This is a genomic window from Caulobacter sp. SRI_008, from assembly GCF_057586355.1.
The window spans coordinates 129,496-149,716 of the sequence record NZ_JBYCZS010000007.1 but is presented as its reverse complement, the minus strand read 5'-3'; the positions used below and the strand labels follow the sequence as shown (position 1 = coordinate 149,716).

General features: G+C 67.1%; 13 protein-coding genes. 11 read left to right on the top strand and 2 right to left on the bottom strand.

Going from position 1 to position 20,221, the window contains the following annotated elements; all coding sequences use genetic code 11:
* Positions 1-80: 80 nt before the first annotated feature.
* The 5 genes from uvrB (at position 81) to AC2YHT_RS08555 (ending at position 7,067) form a co-directional block, all read left to right on the top strand.
* Positions 81-2,360, top strand: coding sequence for an excinuclease ABC subunit UvrB (uvrB, locus tag AC2YHT_RS08575; RefSeq protein ID WP_487289178.1), 2,280 nt, complete (start codon positions 81-83; stop codon positions 2,358-2,360).
* 162 nt (positions 2,361-2,522) lie between these two features.
* A complete protein-coding gene (locus AC2YHT_RS08570; RefSeq protein ID WP_487289177.1) occupies positions 2,523-4,220 on the top strand; it encodes an AIPR family protein in 1,698 nt (565 codons plus the stop codon).
* Positions 4,221-5,037: 817 nt separating this feature from the next.
* Positions 5,038-5,259, top strand: coding sequence for a hypothetical protein (locus AC2YHT_RS08565; protein ID WP_487289176.1), 222 nt, complete (start codon positions 5,038-5,040; stop codon positions 5,257-5,259).
* Positions 5,260-5,365: 106 nt separating this feature from the next.
* Positions 5,366-6,046, top strand: a complete 681-nt coding sequence (locus AC2YHT_RS08560) for an RDD family protein (protein ID WP_487289175.1) — start codon at positions 5,366-5,368, stop codon at positions 6,044-6,046.
* 124 nt (positions 6,047-6,170) lie between these two features.
* On the top strand, positions 6,171-7,067 hold the full coding sequence (locus tag AC2YHT_RS08555) for a pirin family protein (protein ID WP_487289173.1): 897 nt from the start codon (positions 6,171-6,173) through the stop codon (positions 7,065-7,067).
* A 125-nt stretch (positions 7,068-7,192) separates the two neighbouring features.
* On the opposite strand, the gene AC2YHT_RS08550 is transcribed toward AC2YHT_RS08555, so the two are convergent.
* The gene (locus AC2YHT_RS08550) at positions 7,193-8,416 is read right to left on the bottom strand and encodes a serine hydrolase domain-containing protein (protein ID WP_487289171.1); all 1,224 of its coding nucleotides are present in this window, start codon (positions 8,414-8,416) and stop codon (positions 7,193-7,195) included.
* A gap of 129 nt (positions 8,417-8,545) precedes the next feature.
* Between AC2YHT_RS08550 and AC2YHT_RS08545 the strand changes: the two genes are divergently transcribed.
* The 3 genes from AC2YHT_RS08545 to AC2YHT_RS08535 all read left to right on the top strand — a co-directional run bounded on the left by AC2YHT_RS08545 (position 8,546) and on the right by AC2YHT_RS08535 (position 13,402).
* On the top strand, positions 8,546-10,465 hold the full coding sequence (locus AC2YHT_RS08545; protein WP_487289169.1) for a hybrid sensor histidine kinase/response regulator: 1,920 nt from the start codon (positions 8,546-8,548) through the stop codon (positions 10,463-10,465).
* A gap of 86 nt (positions 10,466-10,551) precedes the next feature.
* The gene (locus AC2YHT_RS08540) at positions 10,552-11,796 is read left to right on the top strand and encodes a TetR/AcrR family transcriptional regulator (RefSeq protein ID WP_487289168.1); all 1,245 of its coding nucleotides are present in this window, start codon (positions 10,552-10,554) and stop codon (positions 11,794-11,796) included.
* Between the two features lie 301 nt (positions 11,797-12,097).
* On the top strand, positions 12,098-13,402 hold the full coding sequence (locus AC2YHT_RS08535; protein WP_487289167.1) for a metal-dependent hydrolase family protein: 1,305 nt from the start codon (positions 12,098-12,100) through the stop codon (positions 13,400-13,402).
* Positions 13,403-13,589: 187 nt separating this feature from the next.
* On the opposite strand, the gene AC2YHT_RS08530 is transcribed toward AC2YHT_RS08535, so the two are convergent.
* The gene (locus AC2YHT_RS08530; protein ID WP_487289166.1) at positions 13,590-14,618 is read right to left on the bottom strand and encodes an adenosine deaminase; all 1,029 of its coding nucleotides are present in this window, start codon (positions 14,616-14,618) and stop codon (positions 13,590-13,592) included.
* A 475-nt stretch (positions 14,619-15,093) separates the two neighbouring features.
* Between AC2YHT_RS08530 and AC2YHT_RS08525 the strand changes: the two genes are divergently transcribed.
* The 3 genes from AC2YHT_RS08525 to AC2YHT_RS08515 all read left to right on the top strand — a co-directional run bounded on the left by AC2YHT_RS08525 (position 15,094) and on the right by AC2YHT_RS08515 (position 20,218).
* Positions 15,094-17,172 (top strand): 3-hydroxyacyl-CoA dehydrogenase NAD-binding domain-containing protein, encoded by a 2,079-nt coding sequence (locus AC2YHT_RS08525; RefSeq protein ID WP_487289165.1) that lies wholly within the window; start codon positions 15,094-15,096, stop codon positions 17,170-17,172.
* Between the two features lie 149 nt (positions 17,173-17,321).
* Positions 17,322-18,878: a class I adenylate-forming enzyme family protein gene (locus AC2YHT_RS08520; RefSeq protein ID WP_487289164.1), complete on the top strand. Its 1,557-nt coding sequence runs from the start codon at positions 17,322-17,324 to the stop codon at positions 18,876-18,878.
* A gap of 362 nt (positions 18,879-19,240) precedes the next feature.
* Positions 19,241-20,218: a DegT/DnrJ/EryC1/StrS family aminotransferase gene (locus tag AC2YHT_RS08515; protein WP_487289163.1), complete on the top strand. Its 978-nt coding sequence runs from the start codon at positions 19,241-19,243 to the stop codon at positions 20,216-20,218.
* Positions 20,219-20,221 lie beyond the last annotated feature (3 nt).

Sequence of the window (20,221 nt, the reverse complement as noted above, 5' to 3'; positions counted from 1 at the left end):
GCCACCTGCCGCCAGCCTGCTGACAGGGCCTGTCAGCAGGACCCCTGGCCTTGAGGCCTCCGCGCCCCTAGATTTGGCCCATGCCCAGCAGCCAGAACCCCGGCGTCTCCGACGCCTCGACGCCCTTCGTGCTCGACGCCTCCCCAGAGGCCATGGGAGAAGCCATGGGGGCCGAGGGCATGCCGATGCTGTGGACGCCCCACCGCCCGGCCCGGCCGGAGAAGTCGGAAGGCGGCAAGACCTTCAAGCTGGTGTCGTCCTACGAGCCGGCCGGCGACCAGCCGACCGCCATCAAGGAGCTGGTCGAGGGCATCGAGAACAACGACCAGGACCAGGTGCTGCTCGGCGTCACCGGCTCGGGCAAGACCTTCACCATGGCCAAGGTCATCGAGGCCACCCAGCGCCCGGCGCTGATCCTGGCCCCCAACAAGACCCTGGCGGCCCAGCTCTACAGCGAGATGAAGGCCTTCTTCCCAGAGAACGCGGTCGAGTACTTCGTCAGCTACTACGACTACTACCAGCCCGAAGCCTACGTCCCGCGCACCGACACCTATATCGAGAAGGACAGCTCCATCAACGAGCAGATCGACCGCATGCGCCACTCGGCGACGCGGGCGATCCTGGAGCGCGACGACGTCATCGTCGTGGCCTCGGTGTCGTGCATCTACGGCATCGGCTCGGTCGAGACCTACACCGCCATGACCTTCACCCTGACGGTGGGCGACCGGGTCGACGAGAAGCAGCTGATGGCCGACCTGGTGGCCCAGCAGTACAAGCGCAACGACGCCGCCTTCGAGCGCGGGACCTTCCGCCGCCGCGGCGACACCATCGAGATCTTCCCCGCCCACTACGAGGACCGCGCCTGGCGCGTCACCCTGTTCGGCGACGAGGTCGAGGCCCTGTCGGAATTCGACACCCTGACCGGCAGGAAGACCGCCGAGCTGGAGACCATCAAGGTCTACGCCAACAGCCACCACGTCACCCCGCGCCCCACCCTGCGCCAGGCGATCATCGAGATCCGCAAGGAGCTGAAGGAACGCCTGGAGTGGCTGACCGCCAACGGCAAGCTCCTGGAGGCCCAGCGCCTGGAGCAGCGCACCACCTTCGACCTGGAGATGATCGAGACCACCGGCTCCTGCGCCGGCATCGAGAACTACAGCCGCTATCTCTCGGGCCGCCAGCCCGGCGAGCCGCCGCCGACCTTCTTCGAATACATCCCCGACAACGCCCTCCTCTTCACCGACGAGAGCCACCAGACGGTTCCGCAGATCGGCGCCATGTACAAGGGCGACCGCAACCGCAAATGGACCCTGGCCGAGTTCGGCTTCCGCCTGCCCTCGGCCCTCGATAACCGCCCCCTCAAGTTCGAGGAATGGGACGCCATGCGTCCCCAGTCGGTGCACGTCTCGGCCACCCCCGCCAACTGGGAGCTGGAGCGGGCCGGCGGCGTCTTCGCCGAGCAGGTCATCCGCCCCACCGGCCTGATCGACCCGCCGGTCGAGGTGCGCCCGGTCTCCAAGGACGGCGCCTCACAGGTCGACGACGTCGTCGACGAGATCCGCCAGACCATCCAGAAGGGCTACCGCACCCTGGTCACCGTCCTGACCAAGAAGATGGCCGAGGACCTGACCGAATATCTCAACGAGCAGGGGATCCGCGTCCGCTACATGCACTCGGACGTTGATACTCTGGAGCGCATCGAGATCATCCGCGACCTGCGCCTGGGCAATTTCGACGTGCTGGTCGGCATCAACCTGCTGCGCGAGGGCCTCGACATCCCCGAATGCGGCCTGGTCGCCATCCTCGACGCCGACAAGGAAGGCTTCCTGCGCTCGGAGACCTCCCTGGTGCAGACCATCGGCCGCGCGGCCCGCAACGTCGACGGCAAGGTCATCCTCTACGCCGACCGGATCACCGGCAGCATGGAGCGGGCCATGGCCGAGACCACCCGCCGCCGCGACAAGCAGAACGCCTACAACATCGAGCACGGCATCACGCCCGAGAGCGTCAAGCGCGACATCAAGGACATCCTCGCCAGCCCCTACGAGCGCGGCGACCGCGTCCTGGCGCCCATGGGCGTCAGCGACGCCTCCGGCGCCGAAAAGCCCTTCAGCGGCGACAACTTCAAGTCCGCCCTCCGCGACCTCGAAGCCAAGATGCGCGAAGCCGCCGCCAACCTGGAGTTCGAGACGGCCGCCCGCCTGCGCGACGAGATCAAGCGCATGAAGCTGCTGGACCTGGAGTTCGCCAACGAGATCCTGACGGGGGCTGGGGAGGCGGTGGACAAGTCGGCGCCGAAGCGCGTGCGGGCGGAGCACCGGGCGGAGCAGGCGGAGGCGTTTCGGAAGGGGCGGCGGTAGGGGGGCGACAATTGCCCCTAAAGCATCAGACGCACAGGCATTGGGGGAACGGGTATCATCGAGGCGAAGCCGGCCGCCAAAGGCGCCTCGCAATAGCTGGACAGCGAATGCGGCACACTCGTAAGGTGCAAAACGCAGACAACAACATCGAAGGTATTTTAGATGTCCAGCAATGCCTCGGACAATGAGAAACGCCACCAATCTCAGATTATTTCCGAGCAAATAGCAGGGCGCCTCCATCAGATATTTGATGACCTTGTTATTGTTTTGAAGCAAGGCGGAATGAACGACGCCGATGTAGAGAACAGATTTTTAACTCGCTCCTACGCAGCCCTGACACTACTTAACATGTCTGACGCGAACGTATCGGATGCCGCTCAGTCAATTACTGACGGAGGCAATGATGACGGTATAGACGCTATATATGTAAGTGAAGGGCATAGAAAAATATTTCTTGTCCAATCAAAATGGTTCAACAACACCCGCAACGGAGTCAAACTACCGGACTTCACGCGATTTCGAGATGGCGTAAAAAGACTAGTTAACCTTGTGTGGGATGAAAAAAATAGCGACCTGCACACACAGCGCAGCAAAATTGAACTATTACTGAAAGACATAGATACAGAAATTGTACTTATATTCTGCCACAACAGCGAAAACGGCCTATCCGACGACATTATCAGAGCAAAAGACGAATATCTATCCGAAGCCAATAAATATGGCGAATTAATTTCATTCACTGAATTTACCCTGAAAGAAGCCAGAGAAACAGCACGCTCCCGCACTCGCCCAGAAAATATCAATCTTTCCCTCATGCTCAAAAACTGGGGAATTTTCGAACGTCCATACAAGTCCGTCTACGGCGCCATTGCCGGAACGGAATTGGTGACATGGGCCGATGACAATAAAGAAAAGTTATTCGCGGAGAATTTGCGCTTCGGAATCGAAAAATCTGAAGTGAATGACGGAATTAGGCAAACAGCAAGCGAAGACCCTAATCATTTTTGGTATTTCAATAACGGCGTCACCGCCATATGCGATGAAATAACAAAGCAGCCGGTCGGCGGAAACAACACAGACAGCGGCGTATTTGATGTAAAAAAGATAAGCGTCATAAACGGCGCACAAACCATATCATCATTAGCACGCGCAAAGTCTGAAGGAGCAAATCTTAACGAAGTATTCGTTCACCTCAGGATTATATCACTATCAAATACGCCAGAGAATTTCTCAACAGACGTTACAACCGCCAACAATACTCAAAATGATCTAAGCCCAATTGACTTCGTGGCCGCAGACCCCCACCAAGATCGGATTCGACGTGAAGCGAGCCAACTTGGATTGGTATATACATACCGGAGAGGGGATAAAGACCCCGCCCCAGAGACAGGATTTACAGTCCGGGAAGCCACCGTCGCATCCGCCTGCGCTTCAGGCGAGTTGCGCTTAGCCGTATCCGCCAAGAGATACATTAGTGGACTTTGGGAAAGCACAAAAAAAGAGCCATATACGAAGCTTTTCAACGAAAACACATCAGCTGAATGGCTCTGGAAAACAGTTCGCATAAGCCGAATTGTGGACAGTTCACTTGAATCTAAGGCTAAGAATCTGGAAGGTAGAGAGCGCCTAGTCGCCATCCATGCCAATAGATTCCTCCTGTTTCAGGTTTTTCGATTTATAGAAAAGGAATATTCTATAGATGAAATTGATGATAAATTTTTAGAAATAATACCAGCCATTCTAGATAGCAAATTCGACGACCTATATAAGCTAGTTGAGGAAAAATTCCCCGATGGATACCCGGGAAATTTGTTCAAAAATAGCGAACGGCAAGCAGAACTATCCAAGGATATGGACTGACCACGCTACCCACTGAATTCATCAATCTTAACTCGTAAAAGTTCCTACGGACGCCCCCCCTCCTCGTTTTGGAAAAGACGTTGGCAGAACGAGGGTGGGGGATACCGCCGAAAGCCGGCAGCTGGCATCTCCGAAAACCTACAAAGGCAAAATCGACTCCCCAATCCCCAACCATCGCCGTACAAACCCCAACCCAATCAACGCCCTACACAAAAACACACGTTTCCCATCCGACAGCTCCAAACCGCCCGCATAATCTTCTCCATCCCGTCGCGGGGAGAGGGCGCTAGGATCCGGCCCGATGCGTGCGAGGGGATGCGATCGAGCGGGGCCTCCTGGAGCGGCGTGAGCCGGGCCGGCGGGGCTTGAACGGAGGGCGGGGGACGTAAACCCGCCTATCGGGGGCTTGCCTGCAATAGGCTCCCGCCCGCCCGAGGGTCCGCGCCATACGCGCCTCCCGGCCGTCAAGAAACGGGGAGCCTGCGCGGTGGAAGGGGTGAAGGGCGGAAGAGGCCCGCGCGCCCCGGCCTGAGGTCAAACGATCGCGCGGGGCGTCATGGCTTCGTCGAAACGGTAAACAACACAAAGCTCCGGACGCGGTCCGGACGCCCCGCGCCCTCTCCATTCCCTCAGCGGTTTTCCGCGTGAGCGCGAAGCCGCGTGTCAGTCCGTGCAGACCCCCTCCGGCCCTCCGGGCCACCTCCCCCAAAGGGGGAGGATCCAGCTCGGTAGATGCTCCCCCTCTGGGGGAGCTGTCGCGGAGCGACTGAGGGGGTCTTCGCGGCGGCGACCCCGAACAACGGAAGGAGACGAGCCCATGTCCAACCGCCGCAATCCCCTCCCCGCCCGTCCGCACCGCAAGCGCGGCCTGCCCGACGCCGACGGCGTGATCTGGACCAAGGCCAGGATGGAGGGCCTGAAGGCCGAGCTGGTCGCCCGCATGGCGGCCTTCAAGCAGTCCGCAGAATACAGGCGCCTGCGCGAGCAGGCGAGCCGCGCGGATCCGCAAGGCGCCGCGCCTCCCTCGTGGACGCCCTGATCCCCCGCCCCCAACCGCCCCCAAGGTTGAGCCCGCTCGCGCGGCGGTCCATGGTGGCGCCTCCCGAGGGGGCTCGGGAATTCTTCGCGTATCGGGGGCTTTGCACATGACCGACATCACCGCGGGCGCCGCGCCCGAACTCGAACCCACGCCCACGCCCGAGGCCACGCCGGAAACGGCCGCGCCCGAGACGGCGCCTGCCGCCCGCAAGCCGCATCCGTGGACCGACGCCTCGCCCCAGCCCTGGCGGCGCTATTTCGCCCGCGCGGTCGACACCTTCGTGTTCGGCATGCTCGGCATCGTGCTGGTCGGCGGCTTCGGCGGCCTCTTCGCCCCCGTGCTCACCGAGCAGTTCCTCGGCCTGTTCGACCTGGACATCGTCGGCCGGCTGATCGCCGGGCCGGTCTCGGTGCTGCTGGCCGCGCCGTTCGTGGCCGTTTCGATGGCGCTCAGCGGCGGCAGCCTCGGCAAGTGGCTGTTCGGGGTGCGCGTGGTCCGCGCCGACGGCAACCGCCTCAGCCTGATCCAGTCGATCAAGCGCGAGGCCCGGGTGGCGGTGTTCGGCATGGGCCTCGGCGCGCCGCTGATCTGCCTCTACACCATGTGGCAGGGCAAGGAGACCCTGGAAGACAAGCGCGTCGCCCCGTGGGACGCCGACGGCGACTACCGCGTCACCCACCGGCCGATGGGGATCTGGCAGGGAACGCTGATGGTGGTCGGCGGCCTGATCTGGGGCGGCGAGCGGCTGCTGGGCGTCATCGACCGCTTCTCGTCGATGGCGGGCTAGGCTTCCCGCCGGGACGAGGACCACGCACCGGGGGCGAGGGTCAGAAACTGCAAGACGGGGCGCGCGGGCCGTGGGACTTTCCGGCCCGCGCAACCGCCTCCCCCGGACCGACACGGAGCCCCCCATGATCGACCTCGTCATCGACGCCCGCCGCCGCGACATCGGCGGTTTCGAGGTCGGGCGGGTGCTGCCCTTCGCGCGGCGGCGGATGGTCGGGCCGTTCGTGTTCCTCGACCACATGGGGCCGGCCCACTTCCAGCCGGGCTTTCCCCGGAGCGTCGACGTGCGGCCGCATCCGCACATCGGCCTGTCCACCCTGACCTACCTGTTCGACGGGGCCATCACCCACAAGGACAGCGTCGGCTCCGACATCGAGATCCTGCCCGGCGAGGTCAACTGGATGACCGCCGGCTCGGGCATCACCCACTCCGAGCGCTTCGAGACCCTGCGCCACGACGGCGGGCTGATGGACGGCATGCAGGCCTGGATCGCCCTGCCCACCGAGCTGGAGGAGATCGACCCCGGCTTCACCCACCACGCCGGCGACCTGGACCTGCCCTTCTACGAAAGCGGCGGCCTCAAGGCCCGGCTGATCGCCGGCGAGGCCTTCGGCGCCAAGTCCAAGGTGCCGGTGCATTCGCCGCTGTTCTACGTCCACTGGCAGCTGGCCGCCGGCGCCAAGGCCGCCCTGCCCGCCGAATATCCCGAACGCGCCGCCTACGTCTCCAGCGGCCGGGTGGAGGTCGCCGGCCGCGTGCTGGAAGCCGCCCAGATGGCCGTGTTCGAACCCGGCGAGACCGTGGTCTTCGAGGCCCTGGAGCCCTCGGTCGTCATGCTGCTCGGCGGCGAGCCGATCGGCCCGCGCTTCATCGAGTGGAACTTCGTCTCGACGTCCAAGGACCGCATCGAACAGGCCAAGGCCGACTGGCGCGCCGGGCGCATGAAGCTGCCGGATCTGGACAACGGCGAGTTCATCCCGCTGCCGGAGGATCCGACGCCCCCGGCGCCGCCGATGTCCTAGCCGCTGCGCGGCCCCCTCCGGCCCTCCGGGCCACCTCCCCCAGAGGGGGAGGATCTAGTTAAGCAGATGCTCCCCCTCTGGGGGAGCTGTCGCGGAGCGACTGAGGGGGTCGGCCGCCAGGCCGGCTACGCCGCCTCCTCGAACGCCGCGTAGACCAGCGTCCTAAGCTCCCGCCGGATCGGATAGACGCTCGACGGCATCAGCTGGGTCATGAACACCACCGCCAGGTCCTCGATCGGATCCACCCAGAAGGCGGTCGAGGCCATGCCGCCCCAATAGGCCTCGCCGGGGCTGCCGATATTGCGGGTGCGGGCGAGATCCACGGTGACGGCGAAGCCGAGGCCAAAGCCCAGGCCCTCGAAGACGCTCTCGCTGAACAGCGACTTCGACAGCTCGGTCAGCTCGCGCCCGCCCGGCAGGTGATTGAGCATCATCGCCTTCAGCGTCTTGGGGCTGACGATGCGGGCGCCGTCCAGCTGGCCGCCGTTCAGGATCATGCGGCAGAAGCGCATATAGTCCGAGGCCGTCGAGACCAGCCCGCCGCCGCCCGACTTGAACAGCGGATCCTTCAGGAACGGGCTGGTCGCCGGATCGTCCTGCAGCACCACCCGGCCCTTGGGATCCAGGCTGTAGCAGGCGGCCAGGCGCCCGTGATCAGCCTCGGGCGCGAAGAACCCGGTGTCGACCATCTTCAGCGGCTCGAAGATCCGGGTCTTGAAAAACTCATCCAGCGGCTGGCCGGAGATCTGCTGGACGAGGTAGCCCAGCACGTCGGTGCAGACCGAATAGTTCCAGGCCTCGCCCGGGCTGAACTCCAGGGGCAGCTTGGCCAGCTCGGCGATGAAGCCGTCCAGGTCGCGCGGCCCCGGCAGGTCGTCCAGGTGCAGCTTGCGATAGGCCGCGTCGATATTGCCCCGCTGCTGGAAGCCGTAGGTGAAGCCGGCCGTGTGCCGCAGCAGGTCGATCATCCGCATCGGCTCGGCCAGCGGCCTGGTCTGGAACGCGCCCAGCGCCCCGGCGGCGAAGACGCCGAGATCCTTGAAGGCCGGGATGAAGCGGTGGACCGGATCCTCCAGCGCCACCCTGCCCTCCTCGACCAGCATCATGAAGGCGATCGAGGTGATCGGCTTGGTCATCGAGTAGATGCGATAGAGGCTGTCGGCCTTCAGCGGCGCGCCGCGCTCACGGTCGGCCAGGCCCAGCACGGCCTCGTGGGCCAGCTGTCCGCGCCGCCAGACCTGCACCTGGGCGCCGGGCAGCAGGCCGGGTCCGACGTACTTTTCCTGCAGAAAGGCGTCGATGCGTTTCAGTCGGCTGGATGACAGACCGACGGATTCAGGCGTGCTCACTTGCGTTCTTCCCCACACTGGCGCGACCTTGCGTCACGGTCGCCTTCTTTTCGCGGATCGAATAGGCGGTACGGATAACGCAACCTTCACCTCATCCTGCGTTGATCGATTGAAGACGAGGGGAGCTTGATGGGCAAGGGGCCGGACGAAGAGACGCCCGCCACCAGCACCGACCGCGCCGCGGCCGACTGGTTTTTCCGCAGCAGCCTCGACATGTTCGTGGTGGTGCAGGGCCGCGCCATCGTCCGCGTCAATCCGGCCTGGAGCCAGATCGCCGGCTGGAGCGCCGAGGAGAGTCTCGGCCGCCACATCCGCGACTTCCTGCATCTGCACGACACCGAGGTGCTGGAAAGCGCCGGCCGCATCCTGCGGGCCGAGGGCCAGGTGCAGTCCGAGCACCGCCTGGCCCGCAAGGGCGGCGGCTGGCTGTGGGTGCGCTCGCGTTCGAAGATCCTGCCCGACGGGGCGCTGCTGATCGTCTTCCAGGACTTCTCCGAGGAGCGCGTGCGCCGCCTCCAGCGCCAGCAGGCCGACCGCGCCAACGAGATGCTGCGCAACGCCGCCGGCGTCTATGTCTGGCGGTTCGAGACCCGCAAGGGGATCTATTTCTTCGAGCAGGAGATCACCACCCTGGCCGCCCCGATGGGCGACGCCCGGCAGATGACCGTGCCGGAGATGATGGCCGCCATCCACCCCGACGACCGGACGATGATGAGCCAGGCCTTCGTCCGCACCCAGGAGACCGGCGAGCACGCCCAGCTGGTCTATCGCCACGCCGACCCGACCAGCCGCAACTGGATCTGGATGCGCACCGACTGGCGCGGCGTGCGGGCCGGGGCCGGTGAGCTCTTCGACGTCATCGGCATCAGCCAGGACGTCACCGAACTGCTGGTCGCCCGCAACGCCGCCCTCGACGCCGCCGAGGCCAAGTCGCGCTTCCTGGCCAATATGAGCCACGAGATCCGCACCCCGATGAACGGGGTGCTGGGCGTGCTGCACCTGCTGGAGCACGAGCGCCTGTCCGACGACGGCCGCAACCTGCTGGCCGAGGCCCAGGGCTGCGGCGCCATGCTGGCGGAGCTGCTCAACGACATCATCGACTTCTCCAAAATCGAGGCCGGCAAGCTGGAGCTTTCCCCCGAGCCGCTCGATCCGTCGGCCCTGCTGCGCAGCGTCGCCCACCTGCTGGAGCCCCAGGCCGACCAGAAGGGCCTGCGTTTGACGGTCGAGGCCCCGCCCGTGGGCGCCGGCTGGGCCCTGGCCGACCCGGTCCGCCTGCGCCAGGCGCTGTTCAACCTGATCGGCAACGCCGTGAAGTTCACCCTGGAGGGCGGCGTCACCGCGCGCCTTTCCGTCTCGCCCGACCCTGATGGCCTGCGCCTGCGCTTCGAGGTCGAGGACACCGGCGTCGGCATCTCGCCCGAGGCGGCCGAAAACCTGTTCGAGCGCTTCAGCCAGGCCGACGGCTCGACCACCCGGCGGTTCGGCGGGGCGGGCCTTGGCCTGTCGATCACCCGCCGGCTGGCGGGGATGATGGGCGGCGATATCGGCTTTTCCAGCACGCCGGGCCAGGGCTCGACCTTCTGGCTGGAGATCCTGGCCGCCCCGGCCGAGGCCCCGGCCCGCAACCCCGCTCCCGCCGAGCCCGACGCGCCGATGCTGGCGGGCCTGGACGTGCTGCTGGTCGAGGACAACGCGGTCAACCGGCTGATCGCCACCCGCATGCTCGAGGCCCTCGGGGCCCGCGTGGCCACGGCCGAGGACGGCGCGGCCGGCATCGCCGCCGCCCGCCTGGGCTACGACCTGATCTTCATGGACATCCAGATGCCGGTGATGGACGGCGTCGAGGCCACCCGCGCCATCCGCAAGCTGCCTGGCCGGGCCGGCGCCGCGCCGATCCTGGCCATGACCGCCAACGCCATGGCCCACCAGCAGGCCGCCTATGTCGAGGCCGGCATGAACGGCGCGGTGGCCAAGCCGCTGTCGCCGGCCGCCCTGATCCGCGCGGTCGCCAACGCCCTGCCTGCCCGCACGCTGGAGACCTCCTGAACGAAGGCCTTTCTGCCGCCTCGTTCCAGGCCTAGATTGGACCAGAGAGTCCAACGCCTGCACGAGGCGTTGCAGGGGGCCTGACCATGGACGACGGCCACACCGTCACCGCCGCGACGGCGCGTTACGCACAGAAGAAGGAAGCCATACTGGCGGCCGCGACGGCGGTGCTGAACCGCCAGGGCGTCAAGGGCATGACCCTGGCCGACGTCGCCGCCAAGGTCGGGCTGATCACCACCAGCGTCACCTACTACTACCGCAAGAAGGACGACCTGGCCGCCGCCTGCTTCATCCGCGGGCTGGAGCGGTTGGACGCCATGATCGACGAGGCCGCGGCGCAGCCGGACGCCGCCGCGCGCATCCGCAAGTTCCTGACCCTCTATCTCGATCTTTCCCGCCAGGTCCGCGCCGGCGAGGCCCCGCCCCTGGCCAGCTTCACCGAGATCCGCGCCCTCAAGGAGCCGATGCGGGCCTCGGTCCAGGCCGCCTTCGCCGACATCTTCCGCCGGGTGCGCGGCTTCTTCGACGGCGAGGCCTTCGCTCATCTCGACAAGGCCGAGCGCAACGCCCGCGCCCACCTGCTGCTCGAACAGGTCTTCTGGACCGGCGCCTGGCTGCGCCGCTTCGACCTGGACGACTACGAGCGGGTGCGCGAGCGGATGTACGACATTCTCGTGGGCGGCATCGCCGCGGCCGGCCGCGACTGGGCGCCGCCCGCCCTGCCCGACCCGACCCCGGCCTCCGACGAAGGACAGGAATGGCGCGAGACCTTCCTCGTGGCCGCCACCCGCCTGATCAACCAGCGCGGCTATCGCGGAGCCTCGGTCGAGGACATCTCGGCGGCGCTGAACGTCACCAAGGGCTCGTTCTACCACCACCACGATGACAAGGACGCCCTGGTGGTCGAGTGCTTCAAGCGCACCTTCGCGGTCACCCGCCGCGCGCAGCTTGCTGCTCTGAGCCTGCCCCAGTCAGATCTTCAAGGCGGCGGCTGGACGGCGGTGTCGGCGGCGACGGCGGCCCTGGTCGAGTACCAGCTGTCCGACCACGGCCCGCTGCTGCGCGCCTCGTCGATGGGCGCCCTGCCGATCGAGATCCGCCACGAGATGAGCGACGGCTACGCCCGCGGCTCCAACCGCTTCGCCGGCATGATCGCCGATGGGATCGCCGACGGCTCGGTGCGCGCGGTCGATCCGCTGGTGGCCGCCCACATGATCAACTCCATGCTCAACGCCGCCGCCTCGCTGCAGGCCTGGGCGCCGGGGGTGACGCGCGAAGACGCCGCGCGGCTGTTCGCCCGGCCGCTGCTGATGGGGCTGATGGCGCGGTAGGGGTCCGCGTCCTTACCCTCCACGCACCGAAAGCTCGTCATCCCGGAAAGCGCGCAGCGCTTATCCGGGACCCAGGGGACTGGGCTCGACGGTCAGATCAACCGCCGCTGACGCTCGCCATCGCATTGCGCCGGCCCCTGGGTCCCGGCTCTACGCTTCGCTTCGGCCGGGATGACGGCGGGAGTGGGTCGCGACCGCCCTTTAGGCGAAGGCGCCAATTCAACGGCTCATGCCGAGGTTTGCCCTGTACGGCGGCCCAGGCTTGCGCCAAGCCGGAAGCGTTCATTTCGGGGAAGCGTCCATGCCCAAGTCCACGATCCGCGCCCTCCTGCTGGCGAGCGCGGCCCTGCTCGCCGCGCCCGGCCTGGCCAGCGCCGCCGACAAGGCCGTCCAGGCTGGCAAGCTGTTCGATGGCGCCAAGCTGCGCGGCCCCAGCACCGTCGTGATCCGCGACGACCGCGTGATCGCCGTCGAGGACGGCTGGACCGCCCCGGCGGGCGCGGAGATCGTCGACCTGAAGACCCAGACCGTCCTGCCCGGCCTGATCGACGCCCACGTCCACATCGGCGCGGCCCTGCCCAGCAAGACCAACGCCGTCGAGTACGGCGTCACCCACTCCGACATCGACCGCGCCTTCGACGGCGCGCTCTATGCCCGCCAGATGCTGCTGCAGGGCTTCACCACCGCCCGCGACCTCGGCGGCGGCCCGGAGACGGCGGCCGTCCGCGACGCCATCGACGGCGGCAAGATCGCCGGGCCGCGCCTGTGGATCGCCCTGGAGCCGCTCGGCCCCACCGCCGGCCATGGCGACAGCCGCAGCGGCGTCGACCCGGCCCTCTCCAACCCCGGCTGGGATAACGGGATCGTCAACTCGCCGCTGGAGGCCCGGCTGAAGGTGCGTGAGCATAAGCGCCGCGGGGCCACGGTGATCAAGCTGATGCCGTCCGGCGGCATCGCCTCGATCGGCGACGATCCGCGCCACCAGACCATGGCCCAGGACGAGATCGAGGAAGCCGTCCGCACCGCCCACGGCCTGGGCCTCAAGGTCGCCGCCCACATCTATCCCGCCCCCGCCATCGAGACGGCGGTCAAGGCCGGGATCGACTCCGTCGAGCACGGCTCGTTCGCCACGCCCGAGGCGCTGAAGCTGATGAAGGAGCGCGGCGTCTATCTGGTGCCGACGCTCAGCGTCTACGACGTCTTCTACGAGACGGCCTCCAAGCATCCCGAGTTGCTGCCGCCCGGCACGGCCGAGAAGGAGCTCGCCAACGACCTGATCCCCAAGCGGAACTTCCCCAACGCCGTGAAGGCCGGGGTCAAGATCGCCTACGGCACCGACCTGGGCGAAGGCGACCACACGCTGGAGTTCGACCTCTTGGTCCAGGGCGGCCTCACACCCACCCAGGCCCTGACCGCCGCCACCGGCGCCGCCGGCGACCTGATCGGCGATCCCGCCGTGGGCCGGGTGGCGCCGGGTAGCTGGGCCGACCTCGTGGCCGTGAGCGGTGATCCGACCGCCGACATCAGCCTGATGCGCAAGGTGGCGTTCGTGATGAAGGGCGGGGTGGTCTACAAGGCCGGCGGGGTGGAAGTGCTGCCGCACTGACCGCTCCGCCAGACCCCTCTCTCTTTGAGAGAGGGAGGGGCCCGCCGCGCAGCGGTGGGAGGGTGAGAGGTTTCACCGCTGGCAGGCAAACCCGCGGGGGGAACCGCAGCCCAACCACCGCGCCTCATCCGGAGAGAGTGTAACCTCTCACCCTCCCACGCCTTCGGCGTGGGCCCCTCCCTCTCTCTCAGAGAGAGGGATTTTCAGCCACGTACGCATCCACCTGCGCCAGCCGCCGCGCCTTCTCAGCCTCGTCGAGGAACGAGCCAGAGAAGCTGTTCTTCGCCAGCACCACCAGGTCGTCGCGCGTCAGGTCCACGGCCTTGGCCGTCTGCAGATAGTTGTCCAGCAGGTAGCCGCCGAAATAGGCCGGGTCGTCGGAGTTCACCGTCGCCTTCAGGCCGAGATCCAGCATCTTCCGCATCGGGTGCGCCGTCAGATCCGGCACCACGCAGAGCTTCAGGTTCGACAGCGGGCAGACCGTCAGGGTCGTCCCGTCCGCGACCAGACGGGCCGTCAGCGCCTCGTCCTCCAGCGCCCGGTTGCCGTGGTCGATGCGGTCGACGCCCACCAGGTCGATGGCTTCCCAGACATATTCCGGCGGCCCCTCCTCGCCCGCGTGGGCGACGATCTTCAGGCCCAGCTCGCGCGCGGCCTTGAACACCCGGGCGAACTTGGCCGGCGGATGGCCGACCTCCGAGGAGTCCAGGCCCACGCCGGCGATCTTGGAAAGGTGCGGCTTGGCCAGTTCCAGCGTCTCGAAGGCGCTGTCTTCCGACAGGTGGCGCAGGAAGCAGAGGATCAGCTTCGACGTCACGCCCCAGCGGCTTTCGGCTTCCGCCATGCCGTCCAGCAGGCCGTCGATCACCGTCTCGAAGGCGATCCCGCGCTCGGTGTGGGTCTGCGGGTCGAAGAAGATCTCGGCGTGGACTCCACCATCAGCCGCCAGGCGCTCGAAATAGGCCAGCGCCAGGTCCTTGAAGTCGACCCGCGTGATCAGCACGCCCGCGCCCTGGTAATAGATATCCAGGAAGTCCTGCAGGTTCGAAAAGGCGTAGGCCGCGCGGATCTCCTCCACCGACTTGTACGGCAGGGCGATCCCGTTGCGTTCGGCCAGGGCGAACATCAGTTCCGGTTCGAGGCTGCCCTCGATGTGCATGTGCAGTTCGGCCTTGGGCAGGCCGCGGGCGAAGGCTTCGAGCGTGGTGTCGGTCATGGGAATTCCATCGGCTCGCGACGTGGCGGGGTCAAGTCCGCACGTCAGGCCCACACGTCAGGCCCGCACAAGGCGGCGCGGGAACCTTGAGCTCCCGCGCCGAGGTGCGCTTCACCTCTTAGTTTCGACGCGTCGTATGCACCGCGTCGCGCTCGCGCCTGAAACGGTCTTGGAATGTCCCGCACGCCTGCAAGCGGCGGCGGCCGGCCGGTCCTGGTGCGAACTCCCTCCCCAGTTTGGCCGATTATCTTGGGAGACCGTAGGCTTACGCGCCGACGTGGGCGTCACGTCGGCCCGCACCGGCAGGTGCTCTCTCGGCCGAAACTGAACCCTTCGAATGTCCAGTACGACGCCCACGGCGTCAACCTGCGGCGCCCGAAAAAGCGGCGCCGTCCGCGCCCCTCTGGACTCTCGCGCGGCGTCGTGCAGGCTAGGATCAAACAAGCGTTCAAACGAACCAAAAGGGTGGAACCGCATGGCCGCGATCAACGCCGTCACCGATCTGACCATCGAAGGCGACATCGGCATCGTCACGCTGAACTCGCCTCCCGTCAACGCCCTGTCGGCCCAGGTCCGCGAAGGGCTGAAGAACGCCTTCGAGGCGGCGATCGGCGATCCGGCCGTCCAGGCCATCGTGCTGATCTGCGAGGGCAAGACCTTCATCGCCGGCGCCGACATCAGCGAGTTCGGCAAGGCCATGACCGGCCCGTCGCTGCAGGACGTGCAGAACACCATCGAAAACTCGCCCAAGCCGGTGATCGCCGCCATCCACGGCACGGTGCTGGGCGGCGGGCTGGAGGTGGCGCTGGTCGCCCACTACCGCGTCGCCGTGCCGTCCGCGAAGGCGGGCCTGCCGGAAGTGAACATCGGCCTGCTGCCCGGCGCCGGCGGCACCCAGCGCCTGCCGCGCATCGTCGGCGTCGAGAAGGCGCTGGAGATGGTCACCACCGGCCAGCACGTGCCGGCCAAGGCGGCTCTCGCCATGGGCCTGTTCGACAGCCTGGTCGAGGAAGGCGCCCTGCGCGACGGGGCCATCGCCTTCGCCCGCGTGGTGCTGGCCGAGGACAAGCCGCTGGCCAAGGTCCGCGACCTTTCCGCCAAGGTCGAGGCCGCCCGCGGCAAGCCCGAGATCTTCGCCGAATTCCGCAAGGCCAACGCCAAGAAGTTCCGCGGCTTCCTCGCGCCCGAGAACAACATCAAGTGCATCGAGGCGGCGGTGAACCTGCCCTTCGACGAGGGCCTGAAGGAAGAGCGGCGCCTGTTCATGGAGCTGATGACCGGCAGCCAGTCGGCCGCCCAGCGCTACGTGTTCTTCGCCGAGCGCCAGGCCGCCAAGATCCCCGACGTGCCGGACGACACCCCGACCATTCCCGTCAAGAAGGTCGGCGTCATCGGGGCCGGCACCATGGGCGGCGGCATCTCGATGAACTTCCTCAACGCCGGCGTCCCGGTGACGATCATCGAGGCCAAGTCGGAGAACCTCGACCGCGGCGTCGCCACCATCCGCAAGAACTACGAGAACACCGCCAAGAAGGGCCGCCTCACCCAGGACGACGTCGAAAAGCGCATGGGGCTGCTGACCCCCTCCATGCATCTGGAAGACCTGGCCGACTGCGACCTGATCATCGAGGCCGTGTTCGAGCTGATGGAGATCAAGAAGGAGGTCTTCACCAAGCTCGACAAGATCGCCAAGCCGGGCGCGATCCTCGCCACCAACACCTCCTATCTCGACGTCGACGCCATCGCCGCCGTCACCAGCCGGCCGGAAAGCGTGATCGGCCTGCACTTCTTCTCGCCGGCCAACGTCATGCGCCTGCTGGAGATCGTGCGCGGCGAAAAGACCGACAAGTCGGTGATCGCCACCGCCATGCAGACCGGCAAGAAGATCGGCAAGGTCGCGGTGCTGGTCGGCAACTGCTTCGGCTTCGTCGGCAACCGCATGCTGGCCCAGCGCCAGCGCGAGGCCCAGAAGCTGATCCTCGAAGGCGCCATGCCCTGGGACGTCGACCGCGTGCTCTACGACTTCGGCCTGCCGATGGGGCCGTTCGCCATGAGCGACCTGGCCGGCCTCGACATCGGCTGGGACCCGGCCAAGACCAGCTCCTCCACCGTCCGCGAAGTGCTGTGCGAGATGGACCGCCGCGGCCAGAAGAACGGCAAGGGCTTCTACGACTACGACGAAAACCGCGTCGCCAAACCGTCGGCCGAAGTCGAGAAGGTCATCCTCGACTTCGCCGAGAAGCGCCAGATCCAGCGCCGGCCGATCAGCGACGAAGAGATCCTCGAGCGCTGCCTCTACCCGATGGTCAACGAGGGCGCGAAGATCCTCGAAGAGGGCAAGGCCATCCGCGCCTCGGACATCGATATCGTGTGGATCAACGGCTACGGCTGGCCCGTCTATCGCGGCGGCCCGATGTTCTGGGGCGAACTGGTCGGGCTCGACAAGGTCCTGGCCAAGATGAAGGAGTTCCAGGCCAAGCACGGCGACGACTTCAAGCCGTCGGCCCTGCTGGAACGGCTGGTCGCCGAGGGCAAGGGCTTCAAGGACGCGTAGCCGCCGCTGCGCGGCGCCCCCTCAGTCGCTCCGCGACAGCTCCCCCAGAAGGGGAGCATCTACGCCGCAAGATCCTCCCCCTCTGGGGGAGGTGGCCCGGAGGGCCGGAGGGGGCCAGCGCAGGCGCCCGCAAAGTGCAAGGAGTCCCCATGACCATCCCCTCCATGATCACCGCCGACTACGGCGTGATGGGCGACATCCTCCGCGAGCGCGCCCTTGAGGCCCCAGACCACCCCGCCGTGATCATGGAGACTGGCGAGGCCGTCACTTACCGCCAGTTCAACGCCCTGGCCGACCGCGTCGCCGCCGCCCTGCAGCGCGACGGCGTCCAGCCCGGCGAGGCGGTCGCCATCTGCGCCCTGTCGTCGATCCCCTATGCGGCCGTGTTCCTCGGCGGCCTGCGAGCCGGGGTGGCGGTCGCGCCGCTGGCGCCGTCCTCCACGCCGCAGGCCATCGCCGGCATGGTCGCCGACTGCGGGGCCCGGCTGTTCTTTGTCGACGCCGGCGTCGCCGAAGCGCAGAAGCCCGCCCCGGTCGCCACCCGCACCATCGCGCTGGACGGCTCGGCCGCCGGCGAGGCGTTCGACGCCTGGCTAGCGCCTGAAGGCGCGACGCCGACGCCGGTCGAGATCGGCCCCGAGCATCCGTTCAACATCATCTATTCCAGCGGCACCACCGGCGCGCCCAAGGGCATCGTCCAGTCGCACGGCATGCGCTGGAAGCACGTCTTCCGCGGCGACGCCGTCGGCTATGGGGCGGACGCGGTCACCCTGCTGTCGACCCCGCTCTATTCCAACACCACCCTGGTCTGCTTCTTCCCCACCCTGGCCGGCGGCGGGACCGTGGTGCTGATGAAGAAGTTCGACGCCGGCCGCTTCCTGGAGCTGGCCCAGCAGCACCGCATGACCCACGCCATGCTAGTGCCCGTGCAGTACCGCCGCCTGCTGGCCCTTCCGGACTTCGACGCCTTCGACCTGTCGACCACGCGCCTGAAGTTCTGCACCAGCGCCCCGTTCGCCCCCGAACTGAAGGCCGAGGTCCTGCGCCGCTGGCCCGGCGGCCTCGTCGAATATTTCGGCATGACCGAGGGCGGCGGCACCTGCATCCTCATGGCCCACGAGCACCCCGACAAGCTGCACACGGTGGGTCGTCCCGCCCCTGGCCACGACATCCGCCTGATCGACGAGGACGGCGTAGAGGTCGGTCCCGGCGTGGTCGGCGAGATCGTCGGCCGCTCGGCCGGCATGATGAACGGCTATCACGGCCAGCCCGGCAAGACGGCCGAGGCGACCTGGACCTCGCCCGAGGGCCTCTCCTTCATCCGCACCGGCGACGTCGGCCGCTTCGACGACGAGGGCTTCCTCACCCTGATGGATCGCAAGAAGGACATGATCATCAGCGGCGGCTTCAACATCTATCCCAGCGACCTGGAGGCCGTGATCGCCGCCCATCCCGACGTGCTGGAGGCCGCCGTGGTCGGCGTGCCGTCCGAGGCCTGGGGCGAGACCCCCATCGCCTTCGTCGCCCTGCGGCCCGGCGCCGCGGCCGACGCGCAGACCGTCCACGCCTTCGCCAACGAGCGCCTGGGCAAGACCCAGCGCCTGGCCGACCTCGTCCTCGTCGACGCCCTGCCCCGCAGCCACATCGGCAAGGTGCTCAAGCGCGAACTGCGCGACGGGTGGAACGCCAAGACCCCTCTCTCATAGAGAGAGGGAGGGGCCCATGGCGAAGCCATGGGAGGGTGAGAGGTTACACTCTCACAGGATAAGGCGCTGCAATTCGGCCCGCGGCCCCTCGCCGGCGATCTTGGTGGACATCGCACCAGCGCCCATAGCCGATCGGAAGGCGACGAGGATTGACCCGCCAACGGTGAAACCTCTCACCCTCCCACCGCTTCGCGGCGGGTCCCTCCCTCTCTCAAAGAGAGAGGGATCAAAGTGCAAAACCCGCAAAAGCCGCAATCTGCACCGCGACGGCGCGCCGCATCGGGCGGCCCCGAGTCACTCGATACCTTCAGTTAACCATGATGGCGTCGTCGGGGCGCCTTTGTTGCGGAAGCGTTGATCGCATGTCCTCTCTCACAGCCGCCGTTCTGGCGTCGCAGCCGAAAGTCCAGGGTCCAGCCTCCGACGCGCCGATCGATTTCGACGCCGTCTCCCGCGCCCTGGTCCCGGCCGACGACCTGAACGGGCGACTGGCCCAGCGCTTCTCCCGCCCCACCGCCGTGCGCGCCGCCGCCGACCGCGCCGCCGCCACCGCCGACCTGCTGGCCGCCCAGGGCGCCCGCCCCGGCGGGGTCTGCATCGTCTCGGCCCTGGCCGGCCGCGAAACCCTCGAAGGCGTCGCCGCCGCCGGCCTGACGCCGTGGCTGGTCGACGTCGATCCGTTCACCTGGATGGTCGACACCGCCCACCTGCGCGAGCGCCTGACCGAGGCCCCCTGCCCGCTCGAGGCCATCGTCACCACCTGCGCCTTCGGCCGCGCCCCCGACCTCGCCGCCCTGGCCGCCTTCCAGGCCGAGACCGGCCTGCCGATCGTGGTCGACGCCACCTTCGGCTACGACGTGATCATGGACGCCCCGGTCCCGGTGGTCGTCGGCCTGCCGGGCGGCCAGGGCGTGTTCGTCGCCGCCGAGGACGCCGACCTGATTAGCCGCCTCGAAGCCCCCGCCTTCGAAGGCGAGGCCGGCCTCGACGGCTGGACCCTCAAGCGCCAGCAGCTGGCCACCAACGCCCAGCGCCTGCGCATGCTGCTGCTCGGCTCGCCGATCCAGTTCCAGCCCGGCTGGGGCCTGTCGTGGGTGTCCAGCGCCTGTGTCGTCAGCGTCGCCGAGGGCTGCGCCCCGGCCGTCGCCGCCCTGCTGGCCGTCGAGGGCCGCTTCGTCACCTGCGTCGGCGTGCGCGACCCCGAAGCCGCCGCCGACGCCGTTCCCGTCGTCGACCACCTGGCCGGCAAGATGCTCGGCCTGCCCTTCGCCGCCGACCTCGACATCGCCGACCTCGACGACCTGGCCGAAGCGGTGCGGCGGGCGGTGGCGCAGGTCTGAGCT

Coding starts and splice junctions, on each gene's coding strand:
- uvrB (WP_487289178.1), top strand. CDS start 81: ATGCCCAGCAGCCAGAACCCCGGCGTCTCCGACGCCTCGACGCCCTTC.
- AC2YHT_RS08525 (WP_487289165.1), top strand. CDS start 15,094: ATGGCCGCGATCAACGCCGTCACCGATCTGACCATCGAAGGCGACATC.
- AC2YHT_RS08530 (WP_487289166.1), bottom strand. CDS start 14,618: ATGACCGACACCACGCTCGAAGCCTTCGCCCGCGGCCTGCCCAAGGCC.
- AC2YHT_RS08515 (WP_487289163.1), top strand. CDS start 19,241: ATGTCCTCTCTCACAGCCGCCGTTCTGGCGTCGCAGCCGAAAGTCCAG.
- AC2YHT_RS08540 (WP_487289168.1), top strand. CDS start 10,552: ATGGACGACGGCCACACCGTCACCGCCGCGACGGCGCGTTACGCACAG.
- AC2YHT_RS08545 (WP_487289169.1), top strand. CDS start 8,546: ATGGGCAAGGGGCCGGACGAAGAGACGCCCGCCACCAGCACCGACCGC.
- AC2YHT_RS08535 (WP_487289167.1), top strand. CDS start 12,098: ATGCCCAAGTCCACGATCCGCGCCCTCCTGCTGGCGAGCGCGGCCCTG.
- AC2YHT_RS08555 (WP_487289173.1), top strand. CDS start 6,171: ATGATCGACCTCGTCATCGACGCCCGCCGCCGCGACATCGGCGGTTTC.
- AC2YHT_RS08520 (WP_487289164.1), top strand. CDS start 17,322: ATGACCATCCCCTCCATGATCACCGCCGACTACGGCGTGATGGGCGAC.
- AC2YHT_RS08560 (WP_487289175.1), top strand. CDS start 5,366: ATGACCGACATCACCGCGGGCGCCGCGCCCGAACTCGAACCCACGCCC.
- AC2YHT_RS08570 (WP_487289177.1), top strand. CDS start 2,523: ATGTCCAGCAATGCCTCGGACAATGAGAAACGCCACCAATCTCAGATT.
- AC2YHT_RS08565 (WP_487289176.1), top strand. CDS start 5,038: ATGTCCAACCGCCGCAATCCCCTCCCCGCCCGTCCGCACCGCAAGCGC.